Genomic DNA, 22,381 nt, shown 5'->3' on the forward strand with positions numbered 1-22,381 from the left:
TGTAATATGGTGGCGGAGGGCGCGCACGCCCTCCGCGCTCAACCGGGGATCAGCCCCAGCAGAGGTCTTTGCCTTCGGCGACCGAGATGGACTCGACGCCGTCAACCGCTTCATCGGTGACCAGCGCAACGCCGGTATCGAAGAAATCCTTGCCCGGGGTCGGCTCGGGCTTCACGCCCTCGTCGGCCCACTTCTTGATCGCTTCGATGCCGAGCGAGGCCATGAGCAGCGGATACTGCTGCGAGGTGGCGCCGATCACGCCTTCGGCCACGTTGTCGACACCGGGGCAGCCGCCATCGACCGAGACGATCAGAACGTCGTTCTCACGGCCCACGGCCTTCAGTGCCTCGTAGGCGCCTGCAGCGGCGGGTTCGTTGATCGTGTGGACGACGTTGATCGTGGGATCGACCGCAAGCAGGTTTTCCATCGCGCGGCGGCCGCCTTCTTCGTTGCCGTCCGTCACGTCGGAGCCGACGATGCGCGGATCTTCCTCGTCCCCGATCACGTTAGGGTCGGCGAGGTCAATGCCGAAGCCGTCAAGGAAGCCCTGGTTGCGGAGCACGTCCACGGTGGGCTGGCTGACGTTCAGGTCGAGCGTCGCGATCTTCGCGCTCTCGGCGGCGTCGCCCAGCTTGGCCCGCGCCCACTCACCAATCAGCTTGCCGGCGAGGTAGTTGTCGGTGGCGAAGGTCGCGTCGGCCGCGTCGATCGGCTCAAGCGGCGTATCGAGGGCGATCACGAGAAGCCCCGCGTCCCGCGCCTGCTGAACGGCGGGCACGATCGACGAGGTATCGGAGGCGGTGATCAGGATGCCCTTGGCACCGTCGAGGATGCAGGTTTCGATCGCCTGCACCTGTGTTTCGTGGTCGCCGTCAACCTTGCCGGCGAAGGATTTGAGCTCGATCCCGAGCTCTTCGGCCTTGGCCGTCGCACCTTCTTTCATCTTCACGAAGAAGGGGTTGGTGTCGGTTTTGGTGATGAGGCAGGCCGAGATGGCGTGGCCGCCCGCAAAGGCCGTTCCGGCGGTTGCAAGAAGCGCAATAGCGGATCCGGCGAGTAGCTTTTTCATTGTGTCCTCCCGTAGGTCAGACCCGGCAAACGGACGCCGGGATGCGGGCAGAGAAACGCGATTCGAGCAGGACTGTCAATAAATAACTCTAGTTGACTTATTAATTCGCGCTGTGCTTACCTCTCCCCGGGAGGATGTCATGACGGTCAATCTCGATGACCTCGACTTCGGCGGCGCGACGCAGAGCGGTCTGAGGAATCATAACGAGAAACTGCTCCTGTCGCTTCTGCGGGATGCCGGCCCGATCGCGGGCCGCGATCTTGCGCGCATGACAAGCCTTTCGGCGCAAACGGTTTCGGTGATCCTGCGCGAGCTGGAACGCGACGGATACCTCGTGCGCGGAGAGCCGGTGCGGGGCAAGGTGGGCAAGCCGTCCGTGCCGATGAGCCTTCGGGGCGATGCGGCCTGGTCGTTCGGGCTGAAGATCGGGCGCCGCAGTGCCGAGGTGGCGCTGATGAACCTGGAAGGCCAGATCGCGGCGCAGACGCGTCTTGGGTACAAATACCCGACACCCGATGCGATCTTCGCCTTCACGGAAACTTCGCTGAAGGACCTGACGCAGAAGTGCCCGCGACCCGACCGCCTTTGCGGAATCGGGGTGGCCGCACCCTTCGAAGTCTGGAAGTGGCATGAGCTGATCGGCGCGCCCGAGGCGGCGCTCGCGGCATGGAAGGGCGTGAACCTGGTGGAGCGGCTGGCCGCGATCTCGCCCTTGCCGGTGCTTATCGCCAACGATGCGACCGCGGCCTGCCGGGCCGAGCATCACTTCGGCCGGGGCCGGGCCTACCGCGATTATGTCTATTTCTTCGTGGGGGCCTTCGTGGGGGGCGGCGTGGTGCTGAACCGCCGCGTGCTTGAAGGCAACCAGGGCAATGCGGGCGCGCTTGGCCCGCTGATCAGCATCGGCGAGGACGGGCCGGTGCCCCTTCTCGACATCGCCTCCATCTTCGTTCTGGAAGAGGCGGTTCTTGCCGCAGGCGGCGACCCCCAATGCCTGTGGTCCGATCCGTCGGCCTGGACACAGCATGCCGATCTTGTCGGTCCCTGGATCGATCGCGCCGGCGCCGCCCTGGCACAGGCGGCGCTGTCATGCTGCGCGGTGATCGATTTCGAGGCGGTGATCGTCGACGGGGCCTTTCCCGAGACGATCCGCACCCGCCTGACCGCCAAGGTCGCGGCGGAGCTGGACACGCTCGATACCCGTGGCCTGATCAAGCCCTCGGTCGTCTCGGGGCTTGTCGGGGAGAACGCGCGCGTGATCGGAGGCGCCTATACGCCGATCTCGCACCGGTACTTCCTGGACGCCGGCCAGGATCTTGGCCGCCGCGTGCCGATGGGCGTTCAGTAGTAGTAGGTCTGCGCCTGGTCGATGTAGTTGCAGCGATTGAGCACAACGCCCATCACGTTCGTCACCTCGGCCAGCTCACGCTCGACCTCGTCCACCTGCGCGATGGTAGACATTTCGGCGCCGGCCACGATGATCGCGCAATCCATGTGCTTCACCAGGCCCAGTGTGTCGTCCGCCGACAGCATGGGCGGGGTGTCGAACAGCATCACGTCGGGGCGATAGCGTGCCTCGATCTCGTCGATAACCCGGGCGGTCTGATCCTGAAGGATGATCTGGCTCGGGTTCGGGTGCACGCTTTGATTGGCCGAGATGATAACAGACGCGCCCAGTCGCACTGCAGTTTCCTCGAAGGGAACAGATCCTTCCAGCACGTCCGAGAAGCCATGCGAGTTGGAAATACCGAAGGGGCGCCGCAGATCCGGACGCCGCATGTCCATGTCGAAGACCATGACCCGCCGGTCCTTCTGGCGGGCGAAGCTGGCGGCAAGGTTGGCGCAGGTCGTCGTCTTTCCGCAGCCTTTGGTCGCCGAGGTGACAAGGACACGCCGCCACTGGTTGTCGCGGCATTGCTGGATCAGCTTGGTGCGAAGCTTGTCGAAATAGCTTGCCTCCGCCGTCCGCCCATCGAGGAACAGCCGGTTCCGCCGCGCCGTCTTGGCCGCCACCGTGTGTTCGGGGATCGCCTGCCAGACATCGCCCCCGGGCTCTTCTGCACGCGATGCAGAGCGGGCCTCGGCCGGGGATTTGCCGGTTGCGGCGGCCGTCGCCTCGCGGCGCTGGCGTGCCTTTTCGATCGCGGCTTGAAGCTTTTCCATTACAGCGCTCCCAATCGCAGGTGCATGGTTATCAAAACCCTGCTGCGCCGAGCAGCCGATCCATAAGAAGATCGAGCGGAATGACGGCGGTGTGCAGGTAGTAGGCCGCGGCGATCGTCGCAGCGGTCGAGAACAGGATCGTCGAGAAGATGAGACCCCGGCGCCGCGCGACCTCGCCCGGCGTGCGAATCAGGGGCAGCGTGGCCAGCGGTGTGATGCCGAGGCCCTTCACGAGATCCGCAGGCCTGCGGATCGACCGGTTCAGAAGCTCGATCAGCGTGACGAAGGCAACGCCGCCGGCCAGCCCGCCGAGAACGGACAGGAGGGCGATCATCGGCCGGTTCGGGCTTGTCGGTTCGCGCGGTGCGACGGGCTGGCTGATGATGCTGATCCGCTCGCCTTTCGACAGAAGTTCGATCCGCTCGCCCGTCGCGGCGCGCGAGGCGGCGTTCACCGCGAGGTCATATTGCTGCTGAAGGTTGCCGTAATCCCGCAGAAGCGCCTCGAGGGCCACCGAGTTGGTGGGCGTCTTCTCGATGTTCTGGCGCAGCTCGACCACCTCGTTTTCGATGTTGGCGCGTTCGTCCTTCAGAAGCTCCACCCGCGTGTCGATTTCCGACAGCTGAAGTTCGAGAAGGCTTTGGCGCGCCTCGCCCTGGCCGCCGTCGCCCGGCGTTCCTTGCGACGAGACGGCAGTTTCAAGGCTGGCGATCCGGTTGCGAAGCTGCTTCACCCGCGGGTTCTGTTCCGAATAGATGGTCAGCGCCTGGTCGAGTTCGTTCCTGAGGGCATCGAGTTCGCGCTGCTCGGGGCTGCGCAGATCGTTGCCGCCGGTCCCGCCGGTGGCGTTGAACACGACGATCAGACGCTCGCGCTGCTGGCCGAGCGAGGCGATCTCGCGCTCGATATCGGAAACACGATCCCGCAGGTCGCCCTGCCGGTCGAGAAGGTAGTTCAGGTTCTCGGGCAGAGAGTCGATATTCGCGTTCTTGAAGTCGAGGATCTCGGCGCTCTTGCGCGCCAGGTCGACCGAAAGCCGCTCCACTTCCGCGGCAAAGAAATCCATCGTGCCTTCGGCGCGGTCGCGCCGCAGTTCTGCGTTGTCTTCGAGAACGCGGGTGACATAGGCGTTCACCACATCCGCCGAGGTGCGCGCCCGCCCGGCGTTGAACTGAATGGTGAAGAGCGAGGCCTCGTTCCGCCCGGTTCTGATGCGGATTGTCGTGTCTTCGCGCATCGCCTCGACGATATCGTCGGCAAACATGCGCGGACGGTCGGAATAGACATCGAATTCGTCGGCGATATCCAGGAGGTTGGTGCGCGTCATCAGGCGCTGTTCGATGATCTGAAGAAGCTCCTGCGGGATTGTCCGAACCGTCGAGGCGGCCAGCTCATCAGGGATCTGCGGCGGTTCGACCAGAAGGATCGCCTCGGCCTGGTATTTCGTCGGCAACATGAAGGCGACAGCGATCCCCGCCGCCGACACCACCACCGCGACCAGCGCGAAATAATGGAATCTCCGCAGAAAGATCGCGAAATAGAACTTCAGATCGTCATTCATCGTCGTTGCCCTCTTCTCCGCGATAGCCCGCAAAGAACACGCCGTCGCTGACCACCTGATCGATGACTGACGACAGAACGAGCTTTTCGTCGCTTGTCGCGGCATAAACCATCGCGAAATCACAGATCTGGTTCACCAGGCGCGGTATTCCGCGCGACACTTCCCAGACCCGTTCACAGGCCTGTTTGGTGAACTCGTTGCCCCGGCCTCCGGCCACCAGAAGGCGATGGCTGATATATGCGGCGACCGTTTCCTTATCCATTCCGGGAAGGTGGAAGTTGGCCACCACCCGCTGCGCGAACTGGCGGAGTTCGGGCAGAAGGATCGTTTCCCTCAGTTCCGGCTGACCGACGAGGACAAGTTGCAGCAGCTCGTCCTTGTTCGAATTGACGTTGGTCAGCATCCGAAGTTCTTCGAGACCTTCAACCGACAGGTTCTGCGCCTCGTCGATGATCAGGATGCAGCGCCGGCCGGCGGCATATTCCTCGATCAGGAAGCTTTGCAGGATCTGGAACAGATCAACGTAATCCGTCGCACCCTCGCAATCGACGTCGAGCGCATAGAGCACCCAGCGCAGAAGCTCGCCCCGCCCGCCCTGGGCGTTCGAGATCAGACCGAGGGTGACGTCATCGGGCAGCGACTTCAGGAGTTTCTGAACGAGCGTCGTCTTCCCGGCCCCCACCTCGCCGGTCACCACGGTGATCGGCGCGTGCGTCAGAATCCCGTATTCGAGGATCGAATAGGCCCGGCGGTGCATCGGTGTCCAATAGATGAACTCCGGGTCCGGCAGCAGAGTAAACGGCCGCTCGTGCAGATCGAACTGCTCAATATACAGGCCGACATCTGAGTTCATGTGCACTCAACTTGCTCCGACACCGTTACACATCCACCATTGACCCCGTCAGTTTTACAGACCGGCAGGCCGGATGCCACGCCCTAATTGAAACGGCCACGATGTGAACGGCCTTTTGGGCATGGGGCGCATATGGCCCCTCGGCATCCGATCCGCAACACGCACGAAATAAAGGGTACACCGGGCATCTGCGGCCCGCCCGCGCGGGGCGGGGCCTCCGCCACGTTTGGGGCAAGGTTGGGGCGCGATCGCCGCACAGTATCCGGGAACCGCGCGAATTGTCGCCGAAGCCGCAACTTGGGCCTTAACAGACACTGAAAATCGCAAGATTAAGATTCGGTAAATTCGCAAGGCATTTGGGCAGCGCGGCGCCGATCCGTGCCGAAGGAGGGGCTTCTGCGGCGTTGCAGCAGACCTATATGGTTGGTAGTCGGGCAAACGGGTTGGCCCGGCGGCGGCGCATCATTCATGTGCGGCGAAATCGGTTCGCAGACCCCGGTGAGATAAGAGAGTGTGTGAAGCCGACATGTCCTCAGGCCCCAACCGCTACCGGATGTCCGGGCGCATATGGCGCGCCGGCCAGGACGGCCCTACACTCGCCCTGAGCTTGAAACTGGAGTGACGAGATGTCCCTGAAGTCGCTGCGCCTTGCCACTGCTGGCTGGATCCTGATCGCAGGCCTGACCCTCGCGGCCTGCGACACGGCGGAGGAACGCGCCGAGGAGCATTACGAGAATGCGCTTGAGCTTGTCGCCGCCGGCGATGTTGCGCGCGCCGCTATCGAATTCCGCAACGTGTTCAGCCTCAACGGTCAGCACCGCGATGCCCGCATGGCCTATGCCCGCATGCAGGAAACCGAGGGCGATTTCCGCGAGGCCTACCGACACTACAATCTCGTTGCCGAGCAGTACCCCAACGATCCGGAGGCGCGGCTCGCCCTGGCACAGCTCGCCATCCGTTTCGGCGACTGGGACGAAGTGCGGCGGCATGGTGAGCGGCTTGCCGAAGTTTCGCCCGACAATGAATCGACCGGGGCGATTTTCGCGCTTCTCGAATACCAGGATGCTGTCGAGGCAGAGGACGAAACGGCCCGCCGCAGCGCTGTTGCGCGGATCATCGAGATCAAGGACGACCTGCCGGACGGTTCGATCGCCTCGCATGTCGCGATCGACAGCCTGCTGCGCGACGGAGACATGCGCGGTGCTCTTGAGCAGGTCGATGCCATTCTCGAGCGTGAGCCTCTGAACGAACGCTTCCACCAGTTGCGCCTGCAGCTTCTGGGCCAGCTTCGCGATCTGGACGAAACGCAGATCCAGCTGGAAACCATGGTGCAGCGGTTCCCGGAGTCAGAGCGCTACAAGCAGGCGCTGATCCAGTGGTACGTGAGTAACCGCAACCTGCCGGCGGCGGAGGCATTCATCCGCGATCAGATCGCCGCATCCGAGGGCGAGACGCAGACGAGCTTCCGCGCCCTTCTGCTGCGCTTCAAGCGAGAGACCGAAGGTGTCGAGCCCGCGCTTGAAGAGGTCGACCGCATGCTTGCAAGCGGCGCACCCGCCGAACTCTTCGGGTCGATCCGCGCCGGTCTGATCTATGACCTCGGCAATCGTGACGAGGCGATCGCGGAGATGGAGGCGATTATCGGCGAGGCCGAGGACACCGACGAGATCCGCAACATCAAGGTTTCGCTGGCCAAGATGCAGATGGGTGTCGGCAACGAAGTGGCCGCCCGCCAGAAGATCGAAGAGGTGCTGGAAGCCGACCCGGGCAACGTGCCCGCGAACAAGATGCGCGCGTCCTGGCTTATCGAGGACGACATGGGCGATGACGCGATCCTCGCCCTTCGGACCGCGCTGGACCAGGCGCCCGATGACGCCGAAATCATGAGCCTCATGGCGCAGGCGCATCTGCGCAACGGCAGCCGCGGGCTTGCGGGTGAAATGATGGCGCTCGCCGTAGAGGCCTCCGGTTCGGGGGCCAAGGAAAGCCTTACCTACGCCCGTTTCCTCATTGCAGACGACGAGTACAACACGGCCGAGCGGATCTTGATCGATTCCCTGCGCCGCGACCCGAGCAACACCGAGATTCTCAACCTTCTGGGCCGGATCTACCTGGAACTGGAAGATTGGGCGCGCGCCGAACAGGTTGAGGGGACGCTACGCCGGTTCGACAGCACACAGAGTGTGAAGGACGCCGACGCGCTTCAGGTCGCCCGCCTGCAACGGCAGGGACGCCGCGACGAGGCGATCGCCTTCCTGGAGGAACTTGCGCGTTCCGATGGTTCGATCGGCGGGCCCGATGTGGCACTTGTGCGCCAGCGGCTTGAAGAAGGCCAGGTCGCAGCCGCGCTGAACTATGTTGACGAGAGGCTCGAAAGCGCGCCGGACGATCCGCTGCTTCGCACGCTGCGCGCGGCCGTTCTGCAATCCGACGAACAGTGGGAGGCGGCCGAGGAGACCTACCGCGAAGTCCTCGCCGAAAATCCGGAGATCGAGGGTGTCTGGCGTTCGCTTTACTCCATGAAGCTGCGCCAGGGAGAGCCTGATGCCGCCCGCGCGGTGCTTCAGGAGGGGCTCGCGGCGATGCCCAATGCGGCCAACCTGCTTTGGGCCTATGCCGGGCAGCTTGAGCGTGACGGGGACATCGATGGCGCCATCACCATCTATGAACGTCTTTACGAGCGTCTGCCGAATGCTCCGGTGATTGCGAACAACCTTGCCAGCCTGATCGCCACCTATCGCGAGGACGAGGAGTCGCTCGACCGCGCCTATACGATCGCCCGCCGCCTGCGCGGCACCGACATCGCGGCGTTCCAGGATACCTATGGCTGGATTGCCCATCGTCGCGGCGATTTCGAGGAAGCAATCGACCATCTCGAGCCTGCCGCACGGGGCCTTCCAGGTGACCCGATCGTTCAGTACCATCTTGCGGCGGCCTATGCGGCGTCGGAACGTTATGACGAGGCGATCGCCCAGTTCCGCAAGGCGCTTGACATCGCGGGACCGGCCGACACCCGACCGCAATTCGAACGCGCGCGGGAGGAAATCGAACGTCTCGAAGCGCTGAGGCAACAGTAATCCGGCGCTTCGTGCACAAATTGTTGCCGGAGTGAGACGAATCCCCAGGGATTTGGGCAAATCCAGCCTTCCTGTGTGGATAAGTCTTCATTGTTACGGAGAATCGCGATCTTAATGCGCGAACTTGGGGGATAAGAGGTGTGCCATGTTGACCAGATTTCTGATGATCTGCGCTGCGGTCGTGTTTGCCACCACGGCCTATGCTCAGTCGGGCTATCGTATTCAGTCCGGTGACCAGCTGACGATCGAGGTTCTCGAAGATCCTTCGCTGAACCGCCAGGTTCTGGTGCTGCCCGATGGATCGGTTTCCTTCCCGCTGGTGGGCGGAATCCGCGCCGGCGGCAAATCGACCGACCAGTTCCGCCAGGATCTGGCCAGCGCGCTTGCGCCGAACTTCGCGTCGTCGCCGTCGGTTTTCGTTTCCGTCGCGCGCCTGGCGCTCGAGGACGTGCCTGGCGCCGGAGAATTCATCACGGTCTACATGATGGGCGAGGTCGGGCAGCCGGGTATGATCCAGGTGGAGCCGGGCACCACGCTACTGCAATCCCTGGCACAATCGGGGGGCTTCTCGCCCTTCGCGGCAACGAAACGTATCCAGCTGCGCCGGGTCGACCCGCAAACGGGCGGCTACGTCAGCTTCAAGTTCAACTACCGTGCTCTCGAGAATGGCGCGGCAATTACAGGCAGGACAGTCCTTGCGGATGGCGACGTCATCGTTGTACCGCAGCGTAGGTTGTTCGAATAGAAAAGAGGCGCGATGACAGGCGGGTGGGGCAAGGCACTCGCGACAGGATTGGTAGCCGCCTTGATGGCGGTTCCTTCCGTTGCGCAGGATGGTGAGATCAGCAGAGACGGCCTCGTCCTGACGGGAGAGGTCGTCCTTGGTTTCGAGGCCGAAGACAACCGGGCGCTGGCAGCGAATTCGAGCGGCACCGACAGCCGGCTTTACGTCGACTACACGCTTGGCGGGTCGCTGGAGAACGAGCTGACCAGCCTGGAATTCTCGCTTGGCGGATCGTTCCAGCAGGAAAACTATGCGACACTCCGCGAAGATGACGGGTTCAGCGATCCGTTCTTCCGGCTGAATTACAGCCGCCGCGGCGCAGGTTCGCAGCTCAGCTTCAACGTAGGCTACCGGCAATCCGAACTCGTCGATTCCCTCGGTCTCGACCTGGACGGCGACCTTATCGACGAGACCTTCCTGCGGTCGGTCGGGGATCGGGAATTCCTGACGGTCGGTGCTTCGGCGGAGATCGGCATCGACGCGCCCGTCGGCGCGCGGCTCGACGTCAACCGTACCGACACCAACTACAGCGGCCAGGTCAATCCGGACGTGTTCGACCGAACGACCGACACCGTTCGATTGAGCACCTTCCTGCGCCCGCGCCAGACGCTGAGCTTCGGGATCTTCGCGGAACGTTCCGAATACGATGCGGAAGATCTCAATCCGCTTCCGACCGGGCAGATCATCGAACGCACGACCGATCGTCTTGGCGTCGCGGTCGAATACCAGATCAACCCGATCCTGAGCTTCTCGGGCTCTGTCTCGGCGGACGAGATCGACGAGGTGCTGGACACGGGCGCAACCACCAACGACAGCGGCATCGGGCTCGACCTCGAGTTGACGCGGCAGGTACCGAACGGCCAGTTCAGCATCTTTGCAAACCGGACGATCGCCACCGGTATCAGCCGGACGCAGGTTGGTATCTCCCGCGCCCTTTCGATGCCCCGGGCGGAAGTCACGTTCTCCGGCGGGTTGAGCAGCAGCGATACCGGCGACACGGTTTTCTTCGCCGGGCTCGATTATTCCCGTGCCTTCCCCTCGGGGATCATGACCGCGCAGCTGACCCAGGATGCGCAGGTGAATGACGATGACGAGGAAGTCCTTCGCACGGTGTTCGAACTTAACTACCAGCACGAACTGACGCCGATCTCCTCGATCGGGGCGAACTTCTTCTACCTGCGCGCCGACGATATCGGTAGCGGTGCGGCGGATGAAGGCGACCGGGCGGAGCTTGAGATCGTTTACAGCCATGCGCTGAACCGGGACTGGGACTGGCAGCTTGGGTTCAGGACCCGCCACAACAATCCCTCGGTCGGGTCGTCCGCAACCTCGAACGCGATCTTCACGACCTTCGGGCGGAGCTTCTCGATCCGGCCGTAATCGCCGGCCCCGGTGCGCGGCATGGATCCTCAGACCCCGACCCCTTCGTCCGGCCTGCGTGTCTCTCCCGCAGCGCTTTGTATCCTGGTGATCTGCGTCGCGGTCGAACTGACGCTTCAGCTTGCCGATCTTGGGCTTCTCGATATCCGGCGTCTGCGGTTGAGATGCTATGAATATGGCGGCTTCTGGCCCGGCCTTCTTGACGACTGGCGGCCGAACTACGCCGCGCAGCCCTGGCTGATGTTCCTGACCTACGGGTTTCTGCACACCGGGCTGGCGCATCTGGTGGTGAACATGATCACGCTCGTGTCGCTTGGGCGCGGCGTTTCCCAGCGTGGGGGCGAACGGGGTTTCCTGATCGTCTATGTGGGCTCCATCCTCGGCGGTGCGCTGGGATACCTCTTTCTTGCCTCGTCGCCACAGCCCATGGTCGGCGCCTCGGGCGCGCTGTTCGGGCTTGCGGGGGCACTTCTTGCCTGGGAATTCCTCGACCGGCGGCGCGCGCGCGAGCGGCTGACACCCGTTTATGCCCTCGTTGCGCTTCTTGCGGTGCTGAACGTCGTTCTCTGGTGGGCGATGGGCGGGCAAATGGCCTGGCAGACCCATCTTGGCGGCGGCCTGGCGGGAGGCGCGATCGCGCTGATCCTTGCGCGCAAGGAGGCCCCTTCGGATTAACGGTTTCGTTACGCCGGGCGCGCTAGGCAGGGGTGTGGGGGCGCTTGGGGTAGGACAATGGTGCCGCAAAACAATGCACCGGTTCTTATCCGGCGCAAGAAAGTCGTGTCTGGCGACGGCCATCATGGCGGCGCCTGGAAAGTTGCCATATTTTTCCTCTATGCCTTCAGGCGCTTTGCGCCGTGACGTTTCCTGTCCGTTTCGGACAGCACTCGGGCGCCGTTCTGACGACTGCGGGCAGGCCTTCGGGCCGTTCCGCGCCACCCCTCAGAGGATGCGGTTAGAGACGCTAGGGCGAATTTCCTTACATCCCCCTAACCGCTTCAGGCCTTCCGCTCGACAGAGGTTCGGGCCGTTCCGATCCGCATTGCATCGCCGGTTTGGGTGTAGCCGCCGATCGGCCCCTGCGCCTCGCGCATCGCCTGCAGGCGCCGCATCGCGTCGCGGATGCCATCCGCCGCCGCCGCCTGCAGCGCGCGGTTGCGTTCCGCATTTCCCTTCAGGTCGCGCAGCGCTTCCGCAGGGGTTCCCTGCAGCTGGCCCAGCAATGCCTCGCGCTCTTCCGCCAGGTCGCCGAGGCCGCCGAAGCGCCCGGTCAGAAGCGCCTCGCGCTCCGCCTCCAGGTTCGCGCGCAGCGCGTCAATGATGCCCGTCTGTGCCATGGGCGGCCTCCGTCATGGATTTGAAAATCGCCTCGGCCAGGCCCAGGCCGCCGCGTTCGGTCAGCGCCTCGGCATGGGCGTCGCGCAGGAAAGAGGCGAACTGCGCCTCGCCCGCGCCGCCCCCGAAGGCGGATCGTGCCTCGCCATATCCCGCCGCTTTCAGCATTTCGGAAAGAAACACCGCTTCGAGGGCCTGTGCCGCGGCGCGCAGCGGCTCCGTCTCGGCAGACGGGGCGGCGCGCGCGGGCCCGGCAAGGGGATCGATCATCGAAAGTTCCGATCAAATTGCGTCGATTTTCCTGCATCTATCACGGTGGCGGTAAAGACCCGGTAACCGCGCCCACTCCATAACCGGCCTCGCGTTGCAGAATGTGCGTGAGATGACAGACCTGATTGCTTTTCTGATCGATCAGCCGGCCCAGATACGGCCCGCCCCCAATGCCAATGCCAATGCCAATGCCAATGCCAATGCCAATGCCGATGGCGCGGTGCCGGGGGCGGAGGCCAGGGCCGATACGCCCGGTTTCTCGGATATCCTGATATCCCTGATCCCCGCCCCGGTTGGCGAGGCCGTGGCGCCTGCGCCGGATCTGCCCGGCCTGGCGGAGGCCGTGCCCCTTCAGTTGGCGTTGCCCGCACCGATCGCTGCCGCTCAGGCGAGCCCGGCGCCTGTGACCCCCGCGTCTGAGGTGCGCGTCGCCTCCGTCCCGCTTGGAGATCAGGCAGTGCCTGCCGCACCGCCCCTGCGGGTGCAGATCACGCTTCCCAGCGATGGCCCCTTGTCAGTTGAACGCCCCGCGATGCCCTTGCCCGCCGTGCCGGGCAATACGGCGGATGCGGCGGAGGCCCGGAATACGGCCCTACCGCCGGCGCCCGCTCAGGCGAAGCAGGGCCTTCCCGCAGGGTCCATTGAATTGCCTACAACGGCTGGCGTGGCGGTTTCCACCGCCGATCGGGACGCTGCCGGTCCCAACCGGCCAGCGCCGCCGCCCGTGGCCGGGCCGCGCGCCGCACCCTCACTGGCGACGCCGCTACCGCCAGAACCGGCGATCACGCGCCCGATCCTTCCCGGCCCGGCGGAAGTGGCGTGGATGCCCGAACAGCCAGCGCCGCCGCCCCCGGCAACGCCTATGACAGGGCCTGTGACAGGTGCGATCCCCGCCGCTGGCGATGCGGCTCGCGTTGCGCCGCCCGCGGGTGCGGCGGGCCCCATCCCGGCCCCAGACGCCGTGCCGTATGCCGCGGCCGATGTGCCACGCAGCGTGCCACCGCCGGCCGCCGCGGGTTTGCCGCCTGTTCCGCCACCCGGGGCGCCAGACCCCGCCCCGGCGCGGCCAGAGCCTGGCGCCGCCCCAGCGGCAGGGGTTTCGCAGGATCCGGCGCCCGATGCGACGCGACGGCAGGCTGCGACAGGGCCCGGAGCGCCGGAGCGGGCGGCGTCTTTGCCTGCCGCGCCCGTGGCACTCATGCCGGAGAGACCTTCGGCGCCCCCTGCGCCCGAGCGCCTTGCCGTGCGGGCCGGCCCCGTTCCTATGCTGCGGGAGGGCAAGCTACCCGAGCCATCTCGTCCTGTGACCGATCTGCGCCCGGGCCGCCCGCGCCGGTGCTGGTGGCCCGGGATCGCGCCACTCCCGTGCCTGCCGCGCCGATCGGCGGAGGGTTCGAGCAGGCCCCGGCCGCACCGTCCCCCGCCGCACCGTCCCCCGCCGCACTGGCCCCCGCCACACCGGCCCCCGCCGCACCGGCCCCCGCCGCACTGGTCCCCGCCGCACTGGTCCCCGCCGCCCCGGCCCCTGACGCGCCCCGGCTTGCCGCACAGCCGGTGCCGGCCTCGCCTCCCACGCCGGTTTCGGTTCCGATCACGCAGATTCAGGCCCGTGCCGAGCGCCCCGGCCCGCCCCGGCCCAGCGATCTGCCTGAGCCCCCCGCGGCTGCCGTTCGGGTCGAACCGGCGGGGTCGGCCCCGCCCCCGCCCCCGTCACAGGCCATTCCCCTCTGGACGGGTGTGCTTGCCAAACCCGTTTCGCAGGTGGCGGACAGCACCTACTCTCTTTCAGCGGATGCCGCGCCGCTTCCCTTCGCCGACGGGTGGGAGCGTAACACGGCAACCCCGCACATCCTTACCGCGGCCGATCCGCAACAGGCGCGTACGGCCGACACCGCCCGAGGCCCCGCGCTGCAGATCGCCGAGGCGTTGCGACTCGGCCCCGGCACCTTCGACATCACGTTGCATCCCGAGGAGCTTGGAAAGCTGACGGTCACCGTCACTGCCGAGGATGGCAAGCTGATCGTCATTCTCGCCGCGGAACGGGGCGATACGCTCGATCTTCTGCGCCGGAACGCCGATCTTCTCGCCACCGAGGCGGCAAAAGGCGGATTTACCGATCTCGACCTGTCCTTCGCGGACAACCGTCATGCAGGCCAGGGCCGCCCTGATCAGGGCGCGGCTCCCGCCACGGCGGATGTCACCGGCGGCACCGTCACCGCCGCCACCGCGATCCAGCCACCCCGCGCGGCCGGGCCGATGGGCGGCGGCCTCGATCTTCGCCTCTAACCTCTCTGAAAAGGGGATTTCTCCATGGAAACAAACACGGCCCTCACCGCCCGCGCCACCACCGGCGCCGCTGCCACTGCGGCCGCGGCGGAAACGCAAAGCTCTTCCTCGGCGCTCTCATCGGACTTCAACACCTTCCTCCTGATGCTGACGACGCAGCTTCAGAACCAGGATCCGCTCAACCCCGCCAATTCGCAGGATTTCGCGGTTGATCTCGCCACCTTCTCGGGCGTGGAACAGCAGATCCGTACAAACGAGCTTCTCGATGCGCTGCGCGCCAACCAGTCGCTCGGCGGGCTTTCGAGCTATGCCGACTGGATCGGGCAGGAGGCGCGGGCCGCTGCGCCCGTGCCCTTCGACGGTCAGCCGGTCGAGATCGCCGTTTCCCTGCCTCCCGGCGCCGATCAGGCGGTTGTCGTCGTCCGTGACGCGGCGGGGCAAGCGATCTCGGAATTCGCGATCCCGCCCGGGGCGCAGACGGCCACCTGGGACGGGCGCGATGCCTTCGGCGTGCCTGCGCCGCCGGGGCTCTACAGCTTCGCGGTCGATGCGGCGGCGGAGGGCGAGAGCCTGCCCGGCGCGACAGCCGAAACCTATAACCGCGTGGCGGAAGTGCGCCTTGAAGGCGGTGTGCCCGTTATCGTCTTCGAAGGCGGAACAGCGGTGGAGGCCGGTGCCGTCACCGCCCTTCGCGCCCCGACCGCGTAGTCCCTCAGCCCTGCTGGCCAATCCCGCCCTGCGCACCTACCATCCCGTGGCGATGCAGCCCGATGATTTCCCGCGCCCCGATCTTGCCCGCGCGCTTCTGCCCCATGCCTTCGACAAGGTCGACGCGGCCCATGACGAAGGCCACCTCGCCCGCGTCTGGCGCAACGTCGCGCGGATCGCCGCAGAGGAGGGCGGCGACGCGGATATCCTCGTGCCCGCCACGATCCTTCACGATTGCGTCTGGGTCGACAAAGCTTCGCCCGACCGCGCCCAGGCCTCCCGCATGGCCGCGCGAAAGGCAGAAACGCTTCTGGCCGGGCTGGGCTGGTCTGCCCCGGCCATCGCCGCGGTGGCCCATGCGATCGCAGCACACAGCTTTTCCGCCGGGATCCCGCCCGAAACGCTGGAGGCGCGCATCCTCCGCGACGCGGACCGGCTTGACGCCATCGGCTTCATCGGTGTCGCGCGCTGCTTCGCGCTCGCCGGCGCGCGAGGCGCAGCCCTTTACGATCCGGCGGATCCGGCGGGCGCGGCCCGCGCCGCAGACGACGGCGCCTTCGCCCTCGATCATTTCCGCACGAAACTCTTCACCCTGGAAGATGGCTTCCTGACGGGCGCCGGTCGGCGCCTCGCCGCCACGCGCGCCGCCCGGCTCCACAGCTTTTACGACGGGCTGCTCGACGAGATCCGGTGAACCTGCCACGCCGCCCGAAGGGCCTCAGCCCGCACCGTCCGGCCGGTCGTTCGACGCCCAGGTCAGCACAAACCCATCGGGCAGATGGGGGGTGAGCCAGCGCCGGAAGGCCGGGTTGAATTCCGCCAGAAGCGCGAGACGATCCGCCCTGTCGCGGATCCAGGTAAAGACTTCACCCTTCCCGGGCGTGTCCGGTATCGGAACGAGATAGGTGCATCCCAGATACGTGCCGTCCGCGTCCCGGATGATCCACGCGAAGGCATAACGCGCCTCGAACTCCCGCGCATGCCGTTCGAGATCGGCGAGATTGGCCTCAAGCGTCAGCCCGGCAGGCCAGTCCGACGCGAAGAGGCCCCCCAGAACGCTCGCCGAGGCCGTGACGATGGCGAAATCCTCTTCGACATGCGCGGGGGTCAGGCGTTCCAGCCTGAAACGGCCGAACGCCGCGTCTTCGGGGGGCGCGCGGTCGCGGAAATCGGGATGCGGTTTCATGGCGTTGAAGGGTAGCCGGTCGCCCGCCCCGCGGCCAGACCCAGGCGCGCTAGAGCCCCGCGATCATCGCACCCGCGAGCGCAGCGGCCCCTGCCCCCAGCACAAACCAAACCACTGCGTAAAGCGGCGAGCGGAGCGGCGCGGGTTCCGGCGTTTCCGCCTGCCGCATCAACGCGGTTTCCACCATCTGCGGCAGCTTCGGCCCGAACCGTGACAAGACCTGCACGGTCTGCGCCAGATCTTTCAGAAGCGCCTTGGGGCCGACGTTCTTCTTGATGTAATCCTCGACCAGCGGCTGCGCGACCTGCCAGATGTTGATATGCGGGTTCAGCGTGCGCGCCACGCCTTCTACCACCACCATCGTCCGCTGCAGCAGAATCAGCTCGGTGCGCGTCTGCATCCCGAACCGTTCGGTCACTTCGAAGAGGTAATTCAGCAGCCGCGCCATCGAGATCCGGCTTGCATCCATCCCGAAGATCGGCTCGCCCACCGAACGCAGGGCGCGGGCGAATTCGTCGATATCGCGGTCGGCGGGCACGTACCCGGCCTCGAAATGCACCTCCGCCACCCGGCGGTAATCCTTGCGGATGAACCCGAACAGGATCTCGGCGTAAACCCGGCGGGTGTATTCGTCGAGCCGGCCCATGATCCCGAAATCATAGGCCGCGATGTTGCCGTCTGCCGTGATCTTCAGGTTCCCCTGATGCATGTCGGCATGGAAATAGCCGTCGCGCAGCGCGTGCATGAGGAAAAGCTGCAGCACCTGCTCTCCCAGCGCCTCGCAATCGTGGCCCTGCGCGCGGATCGCGGCCACGTCGCCCGCAGGGATGCCCTCGACCCAGCCCAGCGTCATCACCCGGCGCGAGGATTGGAACCAGTGCACTTCGGGCACGACGAAGCCCGGGTCGTTCGCGGTGGTGGCGGCGAATTCTGCCGCGCCCGCGGTCTCAAGCCGAAGGTCCAGCTCCCCCATCACCACGCCTTCGAAATGGGCGATCACGTCCATCGGCCGAAGCCGCCGCGCCCCGGGCGCCAGCAATTCAACCATCTTAGCAGCGAAATAGAACGCGTCGATATCCCGCCGGAACGCCCGTTCGATCCCGGGGCGAAGCACCTTGACGGCCACCTCTTCGCCCGTCCCGGCCAGCCGCGCCTTGTGCACCTGCGCGATGGAAGCGGCGGCCACCGGTTCGGAAAACTCCGAGAACAGGGTTTCGACCGGCAGGCCAAGCTCTTTCGCGATCATCCGCCGCGCATCGGCCGCCGGGAAGGGCGGCAGACGGTCCTGCAGGACGCGAAGCTGCTTGGCCAGGTCTTCGCCCACCACGTCGGGCCGCGTCGACAGAATCTGACCGAACTTGATATAGGCGGGGCCCATCGCCGTCAGGGCGCGCGTCAACGGCGGCAGGCTTGCATCGCCCTTGTGGCCGAGCCAGCGGAACGGCCAGGCCAGGATGCGCGCCACGATCCGGATCGAGGCCGGCGCCTCCATCGCACCCAGCACTGCGCCCATGGCGCCCGATCGTTCCAGCGTCGCGCCAGTGCGGATCAGGCGAAAGATATTGTGGGGGCCCCGCACCTAGAGCTTCCACCCCGAATGCAGCGCCGCGATTCCCATCGACAGGTTGCGATACCGCACCTGTCCGAACCCGGCGGTGCGGATCATGTCGGCAAACCGCTCCTGATCGGGAAACTTGCGGATCGACTCAACGAGGTACTGATAGCTGTCGCGATCGCCCGCGATCACCTGTCCCATGCGCGGTATCACGTTGAACGAATAGGCGTCGTAAAGCGCCTGCATGCCGGCATTGGGCAACTGGCTGAATTCCAGCACCATCAGTCGCCCGCCGGGCCTGAGCACGCGGTAGGCCTCCGACAGCGCATCCTCGATCCGGGTCACGTTCCGGATCCCGAAGGAAATCGTGTAGACGTCGAACGTCGCATCCTCGAACGGCAGGGCCATCGCATCGCCCACCACCCAGTCAAGCCGATCGCCCAGCGCCTCGGCCTCGGCCCGGCGCTGGCCTTCGATCAGCATGCTCTCGGTCATGTCGCAGACGACGGCCTCGGCCCCGGGCGCCCGCTTCAGGAACCGGAACGCGATGTCGCCCGTGCCGCCCGCGACATCCAGCAGGCGCTGCCCGTCCCGCGGCGCCAGCCAATCCATCATCGCGTCTTTCCAGAGCCGGTGAATGCCGACGCTCATCACGTCGTTCATCAGGTCGTATTTCGAGGCGACATTGGAGAAGACGCCGTGTACCAGCCCGGCCTTCTCGCCCTCGGGCACCTCGCGGTTCCCGAAATGCGTTTTTTTTCCTGATGTTTCGTCGTTCATCCGATGGTGCCCAAATCTGTCCACACTGTCGATATAGCGTCAGGGGCGCTGACTCAAATGCGTTCATTCGCCGCCTGATAAAAGGGATCATCTGTGACCGACCTTACTTACCTTCTGTTGTATCTCGGGATCGCTGCGGTGATCGGCTTTGTCGCGAACCGAAAGGGAATGGGCCGGTTCCGAGCCTGGCTGGACGGCGCATCGAACAAGCACATCGGAGGCCTGGCCGAGGCGTAGCGGATTTCGATGGTCGGGGAAACCCGCGCGGTGCAATCCTTCGCCGGCCGTGCCGTCCACCGCGTGACGATCGGCACGCGCCTTCTGTCGACGGGCCTGGCGGTCGCGCTGCTTCTCGCCATCAACGGACGGGTCGGCGCCGCACCCGGCACATTCGTGCCTGACGGTTACGAGATGCCCGCATTGATCGCCGCTGTTCTTCTCGCCACCTACTACCTGGCTTTCATCTGGAGCTATCGGCTCATTGTCGAAGATGGTTCTCTCACGGTGCCGACACTCTTTTTCGGCCGCAAGCGCCTCGATCTTCGAAAGCTTGTCCGGGTCGAGGATGACGGCGCCTATCTCCTGCGCCTCTATTTCGAGGGCGGCGGCCGGTCTGATATCCTGAAGTATGTCGAGGGACGGATCGCGTTCATCGATTCACTCGAAGGATATGTCGCATCGAAAACCAAAGGGTTTGGTGACTTGCCCATGGAATTCGCCGAGCGACGCGGTATCTGAGGGCGGGAGGCGACGTTCCGCCTCCAGCGCCGAGACCAAAGACATGCCCGAACTGCCCGAGGTCGAAACCGTGCGCCGCGGCCTTCTGCCCGTGATGGAGGGCCGCCGCATCGAGGTGGCGCATGTGAACCGCCCCGATCTGCGCTGGCCCCTGCCCGAACGCATGGCTGCGCGCCTCACCGGTCAAACCGTCACCCAACTTCGCCGCCGGTCGAAATACCTGCTTGCCGATCTCTCCTCCGGCGAAACCCTGATCGTGCACCTGGGCATGTCGGGCCGGATGCTGATCTCGGGCGTCACGCTGGGCCAGTTCCACTACGACCATCCGGCCCCCGACAAGCATGACCATGTTGTCTTCGAAATGGAGGACGGTGGCCGCGTCACCTTCAACGACGCCCGCCGGTTCGGCGCGATGGATCTCTGGCCCACGGCCACCCTCGAAGATCACTGGCTCCTGAATCGCATCGGCCCCGAACCGCTCGGCAATAGCTTCAACGAGGATTACCTCGTCACCGCCTTCCGGGGCCGCCGCACGCCCGTCAAGGCCGCGCTGCTCGATCAGCGCATCGTCGCGGGGCTGGGCAACATCTATGTCTGCGAAGCGCTGCACCGCGCCGGCATCTCACCCCGCCGCCTGGCGGGCCGCATTTCCGAGCCCCGCGCGCGCGGCCTCGTTCCGATCATCCGCGATGTCCTGTCCGACGCCATCGAGGCAGGCGGGTCATCCCTGAGGGACTACCGCCAGGCCGACGGCGAACTCGGCTACTTCCAGCACACCTTCCGCGCCTATGGGCGCGAAGGCCAACCCTGCCCCACGGCGGGCTGCACCGGCACGATTCGCCGGATCGTGCAGTCCGGACGCTCCACCTTTCACTGCGTCACCTGCCAGCGTTAACGCTTGAAACCCCCGCCCGGCCTGCTAAGCCTGTGCTCCTGACCGGAAGCGACCCGCGAAGGACACCATGGCCTACAAGACCATCATCGTAGACGCCGAAGACCACGTCGCCCTCATCAAGCTGAACCGCCCCGATGCGCTGAACGCGCTCTCGAGCGAGCTTCTGGGCGAATTGAACCAGGCCGTCCGCGAGGCCGACGAAAACGAGAAGATCCGCTGCCTCGTCATCACCGGATCGGAAAAGGCCTTTGCCGCCGGGGCCGACATCGCGGAAATGGCCGAGAAATCCTTCGTTGATGTCTACACCTCCGATCTTTTCGGCCGCGAACTCGAAGCGCTCGAAAACTGCCGCAAGCCGGTGATCGCCGCTGTCGCGGGCTATGCGCTCGGCGGCGGCTGCGAGCTTGCGATGATCTGCGATTTCATCATCGCCGCCGATACCGCGAAATTCGGCCAGCCCGAGATCAACCTCGGCGTCATGGCGGGCCTTGGCGGCAGCCAGCGCCTGACCCGCTTCGTCGGCAAGTCGAAATCCATGGAGATGCACCTCACCGGGCGCTTCATGGATGCCGAGGAGGCCGAGCGCGCGGGCCTTGTAAGCCGCGTCGTTCCGGCCAAGAAACTGATCGAGGAAGCGATGGCCGCCGCCGCGAAGGTTGCCGAGAAATCGACGCTGACCGCCAGCGCCGTCAAGGAAGCGGTGAACCGCAGCTACGAGACCTCGCTGGCCGAGGGCCTTCTGTTCGAACGCCGCCTGTTCCATTCCCTCTTCGCGACCGAGGACCAGAAGGAAGGTATGCAAGCCTTCCTCGACAAGCGCGAAGCACAGTTCCGCGACAAATGACCGGGATCACGATTCTCGATGGCGGGATGGGGCAGGAGCTCGTCTCGCGCACCGAGAACCCGAACACCCAGCTCTGGGCCACCCAGGTGATGATCGATGCGCCGCACCTCGTGCGCGAGATCCACGACGAGTATTTCGTGGCAGGGGCCGAGATCGCGACGGCCAACACCTATGCCATTCACCATGATCGGCTGGTCCGTTTCGGCATCGACGACCAGTTTGCCGAGCTGCACCTTCTGGCCTGCCGCATGGCGCGCGAGGCTTGTGAGGCGCATGGGTCGGGCCGCGTCGCGGGATCCTTCGGGCCTCTCGACCGCACGTATGTCGGCGATGCCGGCCCGCCCCGCGAAAAGGCGGCTGCGCTCTATGCCGAGATCGCGCGCCTCCAGGCCCCGCATGTCGATCTCTTCCTTGCAGAATCCGTGCCTTCGGTCGCGCGGGCCCGCGCCACGATCGACGGGCTTGAAGGGCATGACCGGCCGGTCTGGCTCGCCATCACCGTCGACGATACCGACGGCGGCAAGCTTCGCTCCGGCGAACCGGTTGAGGCGATGCTCGACGAGATCCGCGGCAGAGGCGTAGAGGCGCTTCTGATCAACTGCTCCTTCCCCGAGGCGGTGACGCAGGCGCTCACCGCGCTTCAGGGCGCCGATCTTTCCCTCGGGGGGTATGCGAACGGGTTTACAGAGATCGCGCAGCCCTATTTCGTTCCCGGCGCCACCACCGATGTGCTCGAGGCGCGCCGCGATCTGACCCCTGCGGTCTATGCCGATTTCGCCGAAGACTGGGTGCGCCTCGGGGCCACCATCGTCGGCGGCTGCTGCGAGGTCGGGCCCGCCCATATTGCAGAGCTGTCCCGCCGTCTGAAATCCGGCCAAAACCCCGGTTGACAGTCGC

22 protein-coding genes and 1 pseudogene are annotated in these 22,381 nt (G+C 65.4%); 14 read left to right on the top strand and 9 right to left on the bottom strand.

The window, feature by feature from the left end:
* Positions 1-49 precede the first annotated feature (49 nt).
* Positions 50-1,069 (bottom strand): sugar ABC transporter substrate-binding protein, encoded by a 1,020-nt coding sequence (locus RXV90_RS04160; RefSeq protein WP_316647064.1) that lies wholly within the window; start codon positions 1,067-1,069, stop codon positions 50-52.
* Positions 1,070-1,208: 139 nt separating this feature from the next.
* Between RXV90_RS04160 and RXV90_RS04165 the strand changes: the two genes are divergently transcribed.
* A complete protein-coding gene (locus RXV90_RS04165) occupies positions 1,209-2,417 on the top strand; it encodes an ROK family transcriptional regulator (RefSeq protein ID WP_316647065.1) in 1,209 nt (402 codons plus the stop codon).
* On the opposite strand, the gene RXV90_RS04170 is transcribed toward RXV90_RS04165, so the two are convergent.
* From RXV90_RS04170 to RXV90_RS04180, 3 genes are read right to left on the bottom strand one after another with little or no spacing between them, the layout of a single operon-like run.
* Positions 2,411-3,232 (bottom strand): tyrosine-protein kinase family protein, encoded by an 822-nt coding sequence (locus RXV90_RS04170; RefSeq protein ID WP_316647066.1) that lies wholly within the window; start codon positions 3,230-3,232, stop codon positions 2,411-2,413. The two genes, RXV90_RS04165 and RXV90_RS04170, sit on opposite strands and share 7 nt — an antisense overlap.
* A 31-nt stretch (positions 3,233-3,263) precedes the next feature.
* Positions 3,264-4,793 carry a GumC family protein gene (locus tag RXV90_RS04175; protein WP_316647068.1) on the bottom strand — a complete coding sequence of 510 codons (1,530 nt, stop codon included), beginning with the start codon at positions 4,791-4,793 and terminating at the stop codon, positions 3,264-3,266.
* On the bottom strand, positions 4,786-5,646 hold the full coding sequence (locus RXV90_RS04180; protein WP_316647070.1) for an ExeA family protein: 861 nt from the start codon (positions 5,644-5,646) through the stop codon (positions 4,786-4,788). The genes RXV90_RS04175 and RXV90_RS04180 overlap by 8 nt, the downstream gene beginning before the upstream one ends.
* Positions 5,647-6,272: 626 nt before the next feature.
* On the opposite strand from RXV90_RS04180, the gene RXV90_RS04185 reads away from it, so the two are divergent.
* The 5 genes and pseudogenes from RXV90_RS04185 to RXV90_RS04205 form a co-directional block, all read left to right on the top strand.
* Positions 6,273-8,723 carry a tetratricopeptide repeat protein gene (locus RXV90_RS04185; RefSeq protein WP_316647071.1) on the top strand — a complete coding sequence of 817 codons (2,451 nt, stop codon included), beginning with the start codon at positions 6,273-6,275 and terminating at the stop codon, positions 8,721-8,723.
* A 145-nt stretch (positions 8,724-8,868) separates the two neighbouring features.
* On the top strand, positions 8,869-9,468 hold the full coding sequence (locus RXV90_RS04190) for a polysaccharide biosynthesis/export family protein (protein ID WP_316647072.1): 600 nt from the start codon (positions 8,869-8,871) through the stop codon (positions 9,466-9,468).
* A 63-nt stretch (positions 9,469-9,531) separates the two neighbouring features.
* Positions 9,532-10,887, top strand: a complete 1,356-nt coding sequence (locus tag RXV90_RS04195; RefSeq protein ID WP_316647073.1) for a TonB-dependent receptor — start codon at positions 9,532-9,534, stop codon at positions 10,885-10,887.
* Between the two features lie 21 nt (positions 10,888-10,908).
* On the top strand, positions 10,909-11,562 hold the full coding sequence (locus RXV90_RS04200; protein ID WP_316647074.1) for a rhomboid family intramembrane serine protease: 654 nt from the start codon (positions 10,909-10,911) through the stop codon (positions 11,560-11,562).
* A gap of 57 nt (positions 11,563-11,619) precedes the next feature.
* A pseudogene (locus RXV90_RS04205) lies at positions 11,620-11,709 on the top strand (chemotaxis protein MotB); the annotation flags it as partial.
* 176 nt (positions 11,710-11,885) lie between these two features.
* On the opposite strand, the gene RXV90_RS04210 reads toward RXV90_RS04205, so the two are convergent.
* Both RXV90_RS04210 and RXV90_RS04215 read right to left on the bottom strand, forming a co-directional pair.
* Positions 11,886-12,224, bottom strand: a complete 339-nt coding sequence (locus tag RXV90_RS04210) for a hypothetical protein (protein ID WP_316647076.1) — start codon at positions 12,222-12,224, stop codon at positions 11,886-11,888.
* A complete protein-coding gene (locus RXV90_RS04215; protein WP_316647077.1) occupies positions 12,202-12,492 on the bottom strand; it encodes a rod-binding protein in 291 nt (96 codons plus the stop codon). Before RXV90_RS04215 ends, RXV90_RS04210 begins: the two co-directional genes overlap by 23 nt.
* A gap of 1,365 nt (positions 12,493-13,857) precedes the next feature.
* Here RXV90_RS04215 and fliK point away from each other — a divergent pair.
* The 3 genes from fliK to RXV90_RS04230 are packed head-to-tail and all read left to right on the top strand — an operon-like array spanning position 13,858 to position 16,180.
* Positions 13,858-14,778, top strand: coding sequence for a flagellar hook-length control protein FliK (fliK, locus tag RXV90_RS04220; protein ID WP_316647078.1), 921 nt, complete (start codon positions 13,858-13,860; stop codon positions 14,776-14,778).
* A 24-nt stretch (positions 14,779-14,802) separates the two neighbouring features.
* On the top strand, positions 14,803-15,486 hold the full coding sequence (locus RXV90_RS04225; protein WP_316647079.1) for a flagellar hook capping FlgD N-terminal domain-containing protein: 684 nt from the start codon (positions 14,803-14,805) through the stop codon (positions 15,484-15,486).
* On the top strand, positions 15,452-16,180 hold the full coding sequence (locus RXV90_RS04230) for an HD domain-containing protein (RefSeq protein ID WP_316647081.1): 729 nt from the start codon (positions 15,452-15,454) through the stop codon (positions 16,178-16,180). The genes RXV90_RS04225 and RXV90_RS04230 overlap by 35 nt, the downstream gene beginning before the upstream one ends.
* 24 nt (positions 16,181-16,204) lie before the next feature.
* On the opposite strand, the gene RXV90_RS04235 is transcribed toward RXV90_RS04230, so the two are convergent.
* From RXV90_RS04235 to ubiE, 3 genes are read right to left on the bottom strand one after another with little or no spacing between them, the layout of a single operon-like run.
* Entirely contained in the window at positions 16,205-16,672 is a 468-nt protein-coding gene (locus RXV90_RS04235; protein ID WP_316647082.1) for a GNAT family N-acetyltransferase, read from the bottom strand.
* A gap of 49 nt (positions 16,673-16,721) precedes the next feature.
* Positions 16,722-18,251: a 2-polyprenylphenol 6-hydroxylase gene (gene ubiB, locus RXV90_RS04240; protein WP_316647083.1), complete on the bottom strand. Its 1,530-nt coding sequence runs from the start codon at positions 18,249-18,251 to the stop codon at positions 16,722-16,724.
* Entirely contained in the window at positions 18,252-19,007 is a 756-nt protein-coding gene (gene ubiE / locus RXV90_RS04245) for a bifunctional demethylmenaquinone methyltransferase/2-methoxy-6-polyprenyl-1,4-benzoquinol methylase UbiE (RefSeq protein WP_316647084.1), read from the bottom strand.
* 93 nt (positions 19,008-19,100) lie between these two features.
* Here ubiE and RXV90_RS04250 point away from each other — a divergent pair, with 93 nt between their 5' ends.
* The 5 genes from RXV90_RS04250 to RXV90_RS04270 all read left to right on the top strand — a co-directional run bounded on the left by RXV90_RS04250 (position 19,101) and on the right by RXV90_RS04270 (position 22,374).
* The gene (locus RXV90_RS04250) at positions 19,101-19,244 is read left to right on the top strand and encodes a hypothetical protein (RefSeq protein WP_316647085.1); all 144 of its coding nucleotides are present in this window, start codon (positions 19,101-19,103) and stop codon (positions 19,242-19,244) included.
* A gap of 9 nt (positions 19,245-19,253) precedes the next feature.
* Entirely contained in the window at positions 19,254-19,745 is a 492-nt protein-coding gene (locus RXV90_RS04255; RefSeq protein ID WP_316647087.1) for a hypothetical protein, read from the top strand.
* 43 nt (positions 19,746-19,788) lie between these two features.
* Positions 19,789-20,640 (top strand): bifunctional DNA-formamidopyrimidine glycosylase/DNA-(apurinic or apyrimidinic site) lyase, encoded by an 852-nt coding sequence (gene mutM, locus RXV90_RS04260; RefSeq protein ID WP_316647088.1) that lies wholly within the window; start codon positions 19,789-19,791, stop codon positions 20,638-20,640.
* A gap of 67 nt (positions 20,641-20,707) precedes the next feature.
* Positions 20,708-21,484, top strand: a complete 777-nt coding sequence (locus tag RXV90_RS04265) for an enoyl-CoA hydratase (protein ID WP_316647089.1) — start codon at positions 20,708-20,710, stop codon at positions 21,482-21,484.
* A complete protein-coding gene (locus tag RXV90_RS04270; protein WP_316647090.1) occupies positions 21,481-22,374 on the top strand; it encodes a homocysteine S-methyltransferase family protein in 894 nt (297 codons plus the stop codon). Before RXV90_RS04265 ends, RXV90_RS04270 begins: the two co-directional genes overlap by 4 nt.
* Positions 22,375-22,381 lie beyond the last annotated feature (7 nt).

It is taken from the genome of Ovoidimarina sediminis (genome assembly GCF_032586175.1).
Classification (GTDB): Bacteria; Pseudomonadota; Alphaproteobacteria; order Rhodobacterales; family Rhodobacteraceae; genus Ovoidimarina; species Ovoidimarina sediminis.

Coding starts and splice junctions, on each gene's coding strand:
- RXV90_RS04160 (WP_316647064.1), bottom strand. CDS start 1,069: ATGAAAAAGCTACTCGCCGGATCCGCTATTGCGCTTCTTGCAACCGCC.
- RXV90_RS04165 (WP_316647065.1), top strand. CDS start 1,209: ATGACGGTCAATCTCGATGACCTCGACTTCGGCGGCGCGACGCAGAGC.
- RXV90_RS04170 (WP_316647066.1), bottom strand. CDS start 3,232: ATGGAAAAGCTTCAAGCCGCGATCGAAAAGGCACGCCAGCGCCGCGAG.
- RXV90_RS04175 (WP_316647068.1), bottom strand. CDS start 4,793: ATGAATGACGATCTGAAGTTCTATTTCGCGATCTTTCTGCGGAGATTC.
- RXV90_RS04180 (WP_316647070.1), bottom strand. CDS start 5,646: ATGAACTCAGATGTCGGCCTGTATATTGAGCAGTTCGATCTGCACGAG.
- RXV90_RS04185 (WP_316647071.1), top strand. CDS start 6,273: ATGTCCCTGAAGTCGCTGCGCCTTGCCACTGCTGGCTGGATCCTGATC.
- RXV90_RS04190 (WP_316647072.1), top strand. CDS start 8,869: ATGTTGACCAGATTTCTGATGATCTGCGCTGCGGTCGTGTTTGCCACC.
- RXV90_RS04195 (WP_316647073.1), top strand. CDS start 9,532: ATGGCGGTTCCTTCCGTTGCGCAGGATGGTGAGATCAGCAGAGACGGC.
- RXV90_RS04200 (WP_316647074.1), top strand. CDS start 10,909: ATGGATCCTCAGACCCCGACCCCTTCGTCCGGCCTGCGTGTCTCTCCC.
- RXV90_RS04210 (WP_316647076.1), bottom strand. CDS start 12,224: ATGGCACAGACGGGCATCATTGACGCGCTGCGCGCGAACCTGGAGGCG.
- RXV90_RS04215 (WP_316647077.1), bottom strand. CDS start 12,492: ATGATCGATCCCCTTGCCGGGCCCGCGCGCGCCGCCCCGTCTGCCGAG.
- RXV90_RS04225 (WP_316647079.1), top strand. CDS start 14,803: ATGGAAACAAACACGGCCCTCACCGCCCGCGCCACCACCGGCGCCGCT.
- RXV90_RS04235 (WP_316647082.1), bottom strand. CDS start 16,672: ATGAAACCGCATCCCGATTTCCGCGACCGCGCGCCCCCCGAAGACGCG.
- ubiE (WP_316647084.1), bottom strand. CDS start 19,007: ATGAACGACGAAACATCAGGAAAAAAAACGCATTTCGGGAACCGCGAG.
- RXV90_RS04255 (WP_316647087.1), top strand. CDS start 19,254: ATGGTCGGGGAAACCCGCGCGGTGCAATCCTTCGCCGGCCGTGCCGTC.
- mutM (WP_316647088.1), top strand. CDS start 19,789: ATGCCCGAACTGCCCGAGGTCGAAACCGTGCGCCGCGGCCTTCTGCCC.
- RXV90_RS04265 (WP_316647089.1), top strand. CDS start 20,708: ATGGCCTACAAGACCATCATCGTAGACGCCGAAGACCACGTCGCCCTC.
- RXV90_RS04270 (WP_316647090.1), top strand. CDS start 21,481: ATGACCGGGATCACGATTCTCGATGGCGGGATGGGGCAGGAGCTCGTC.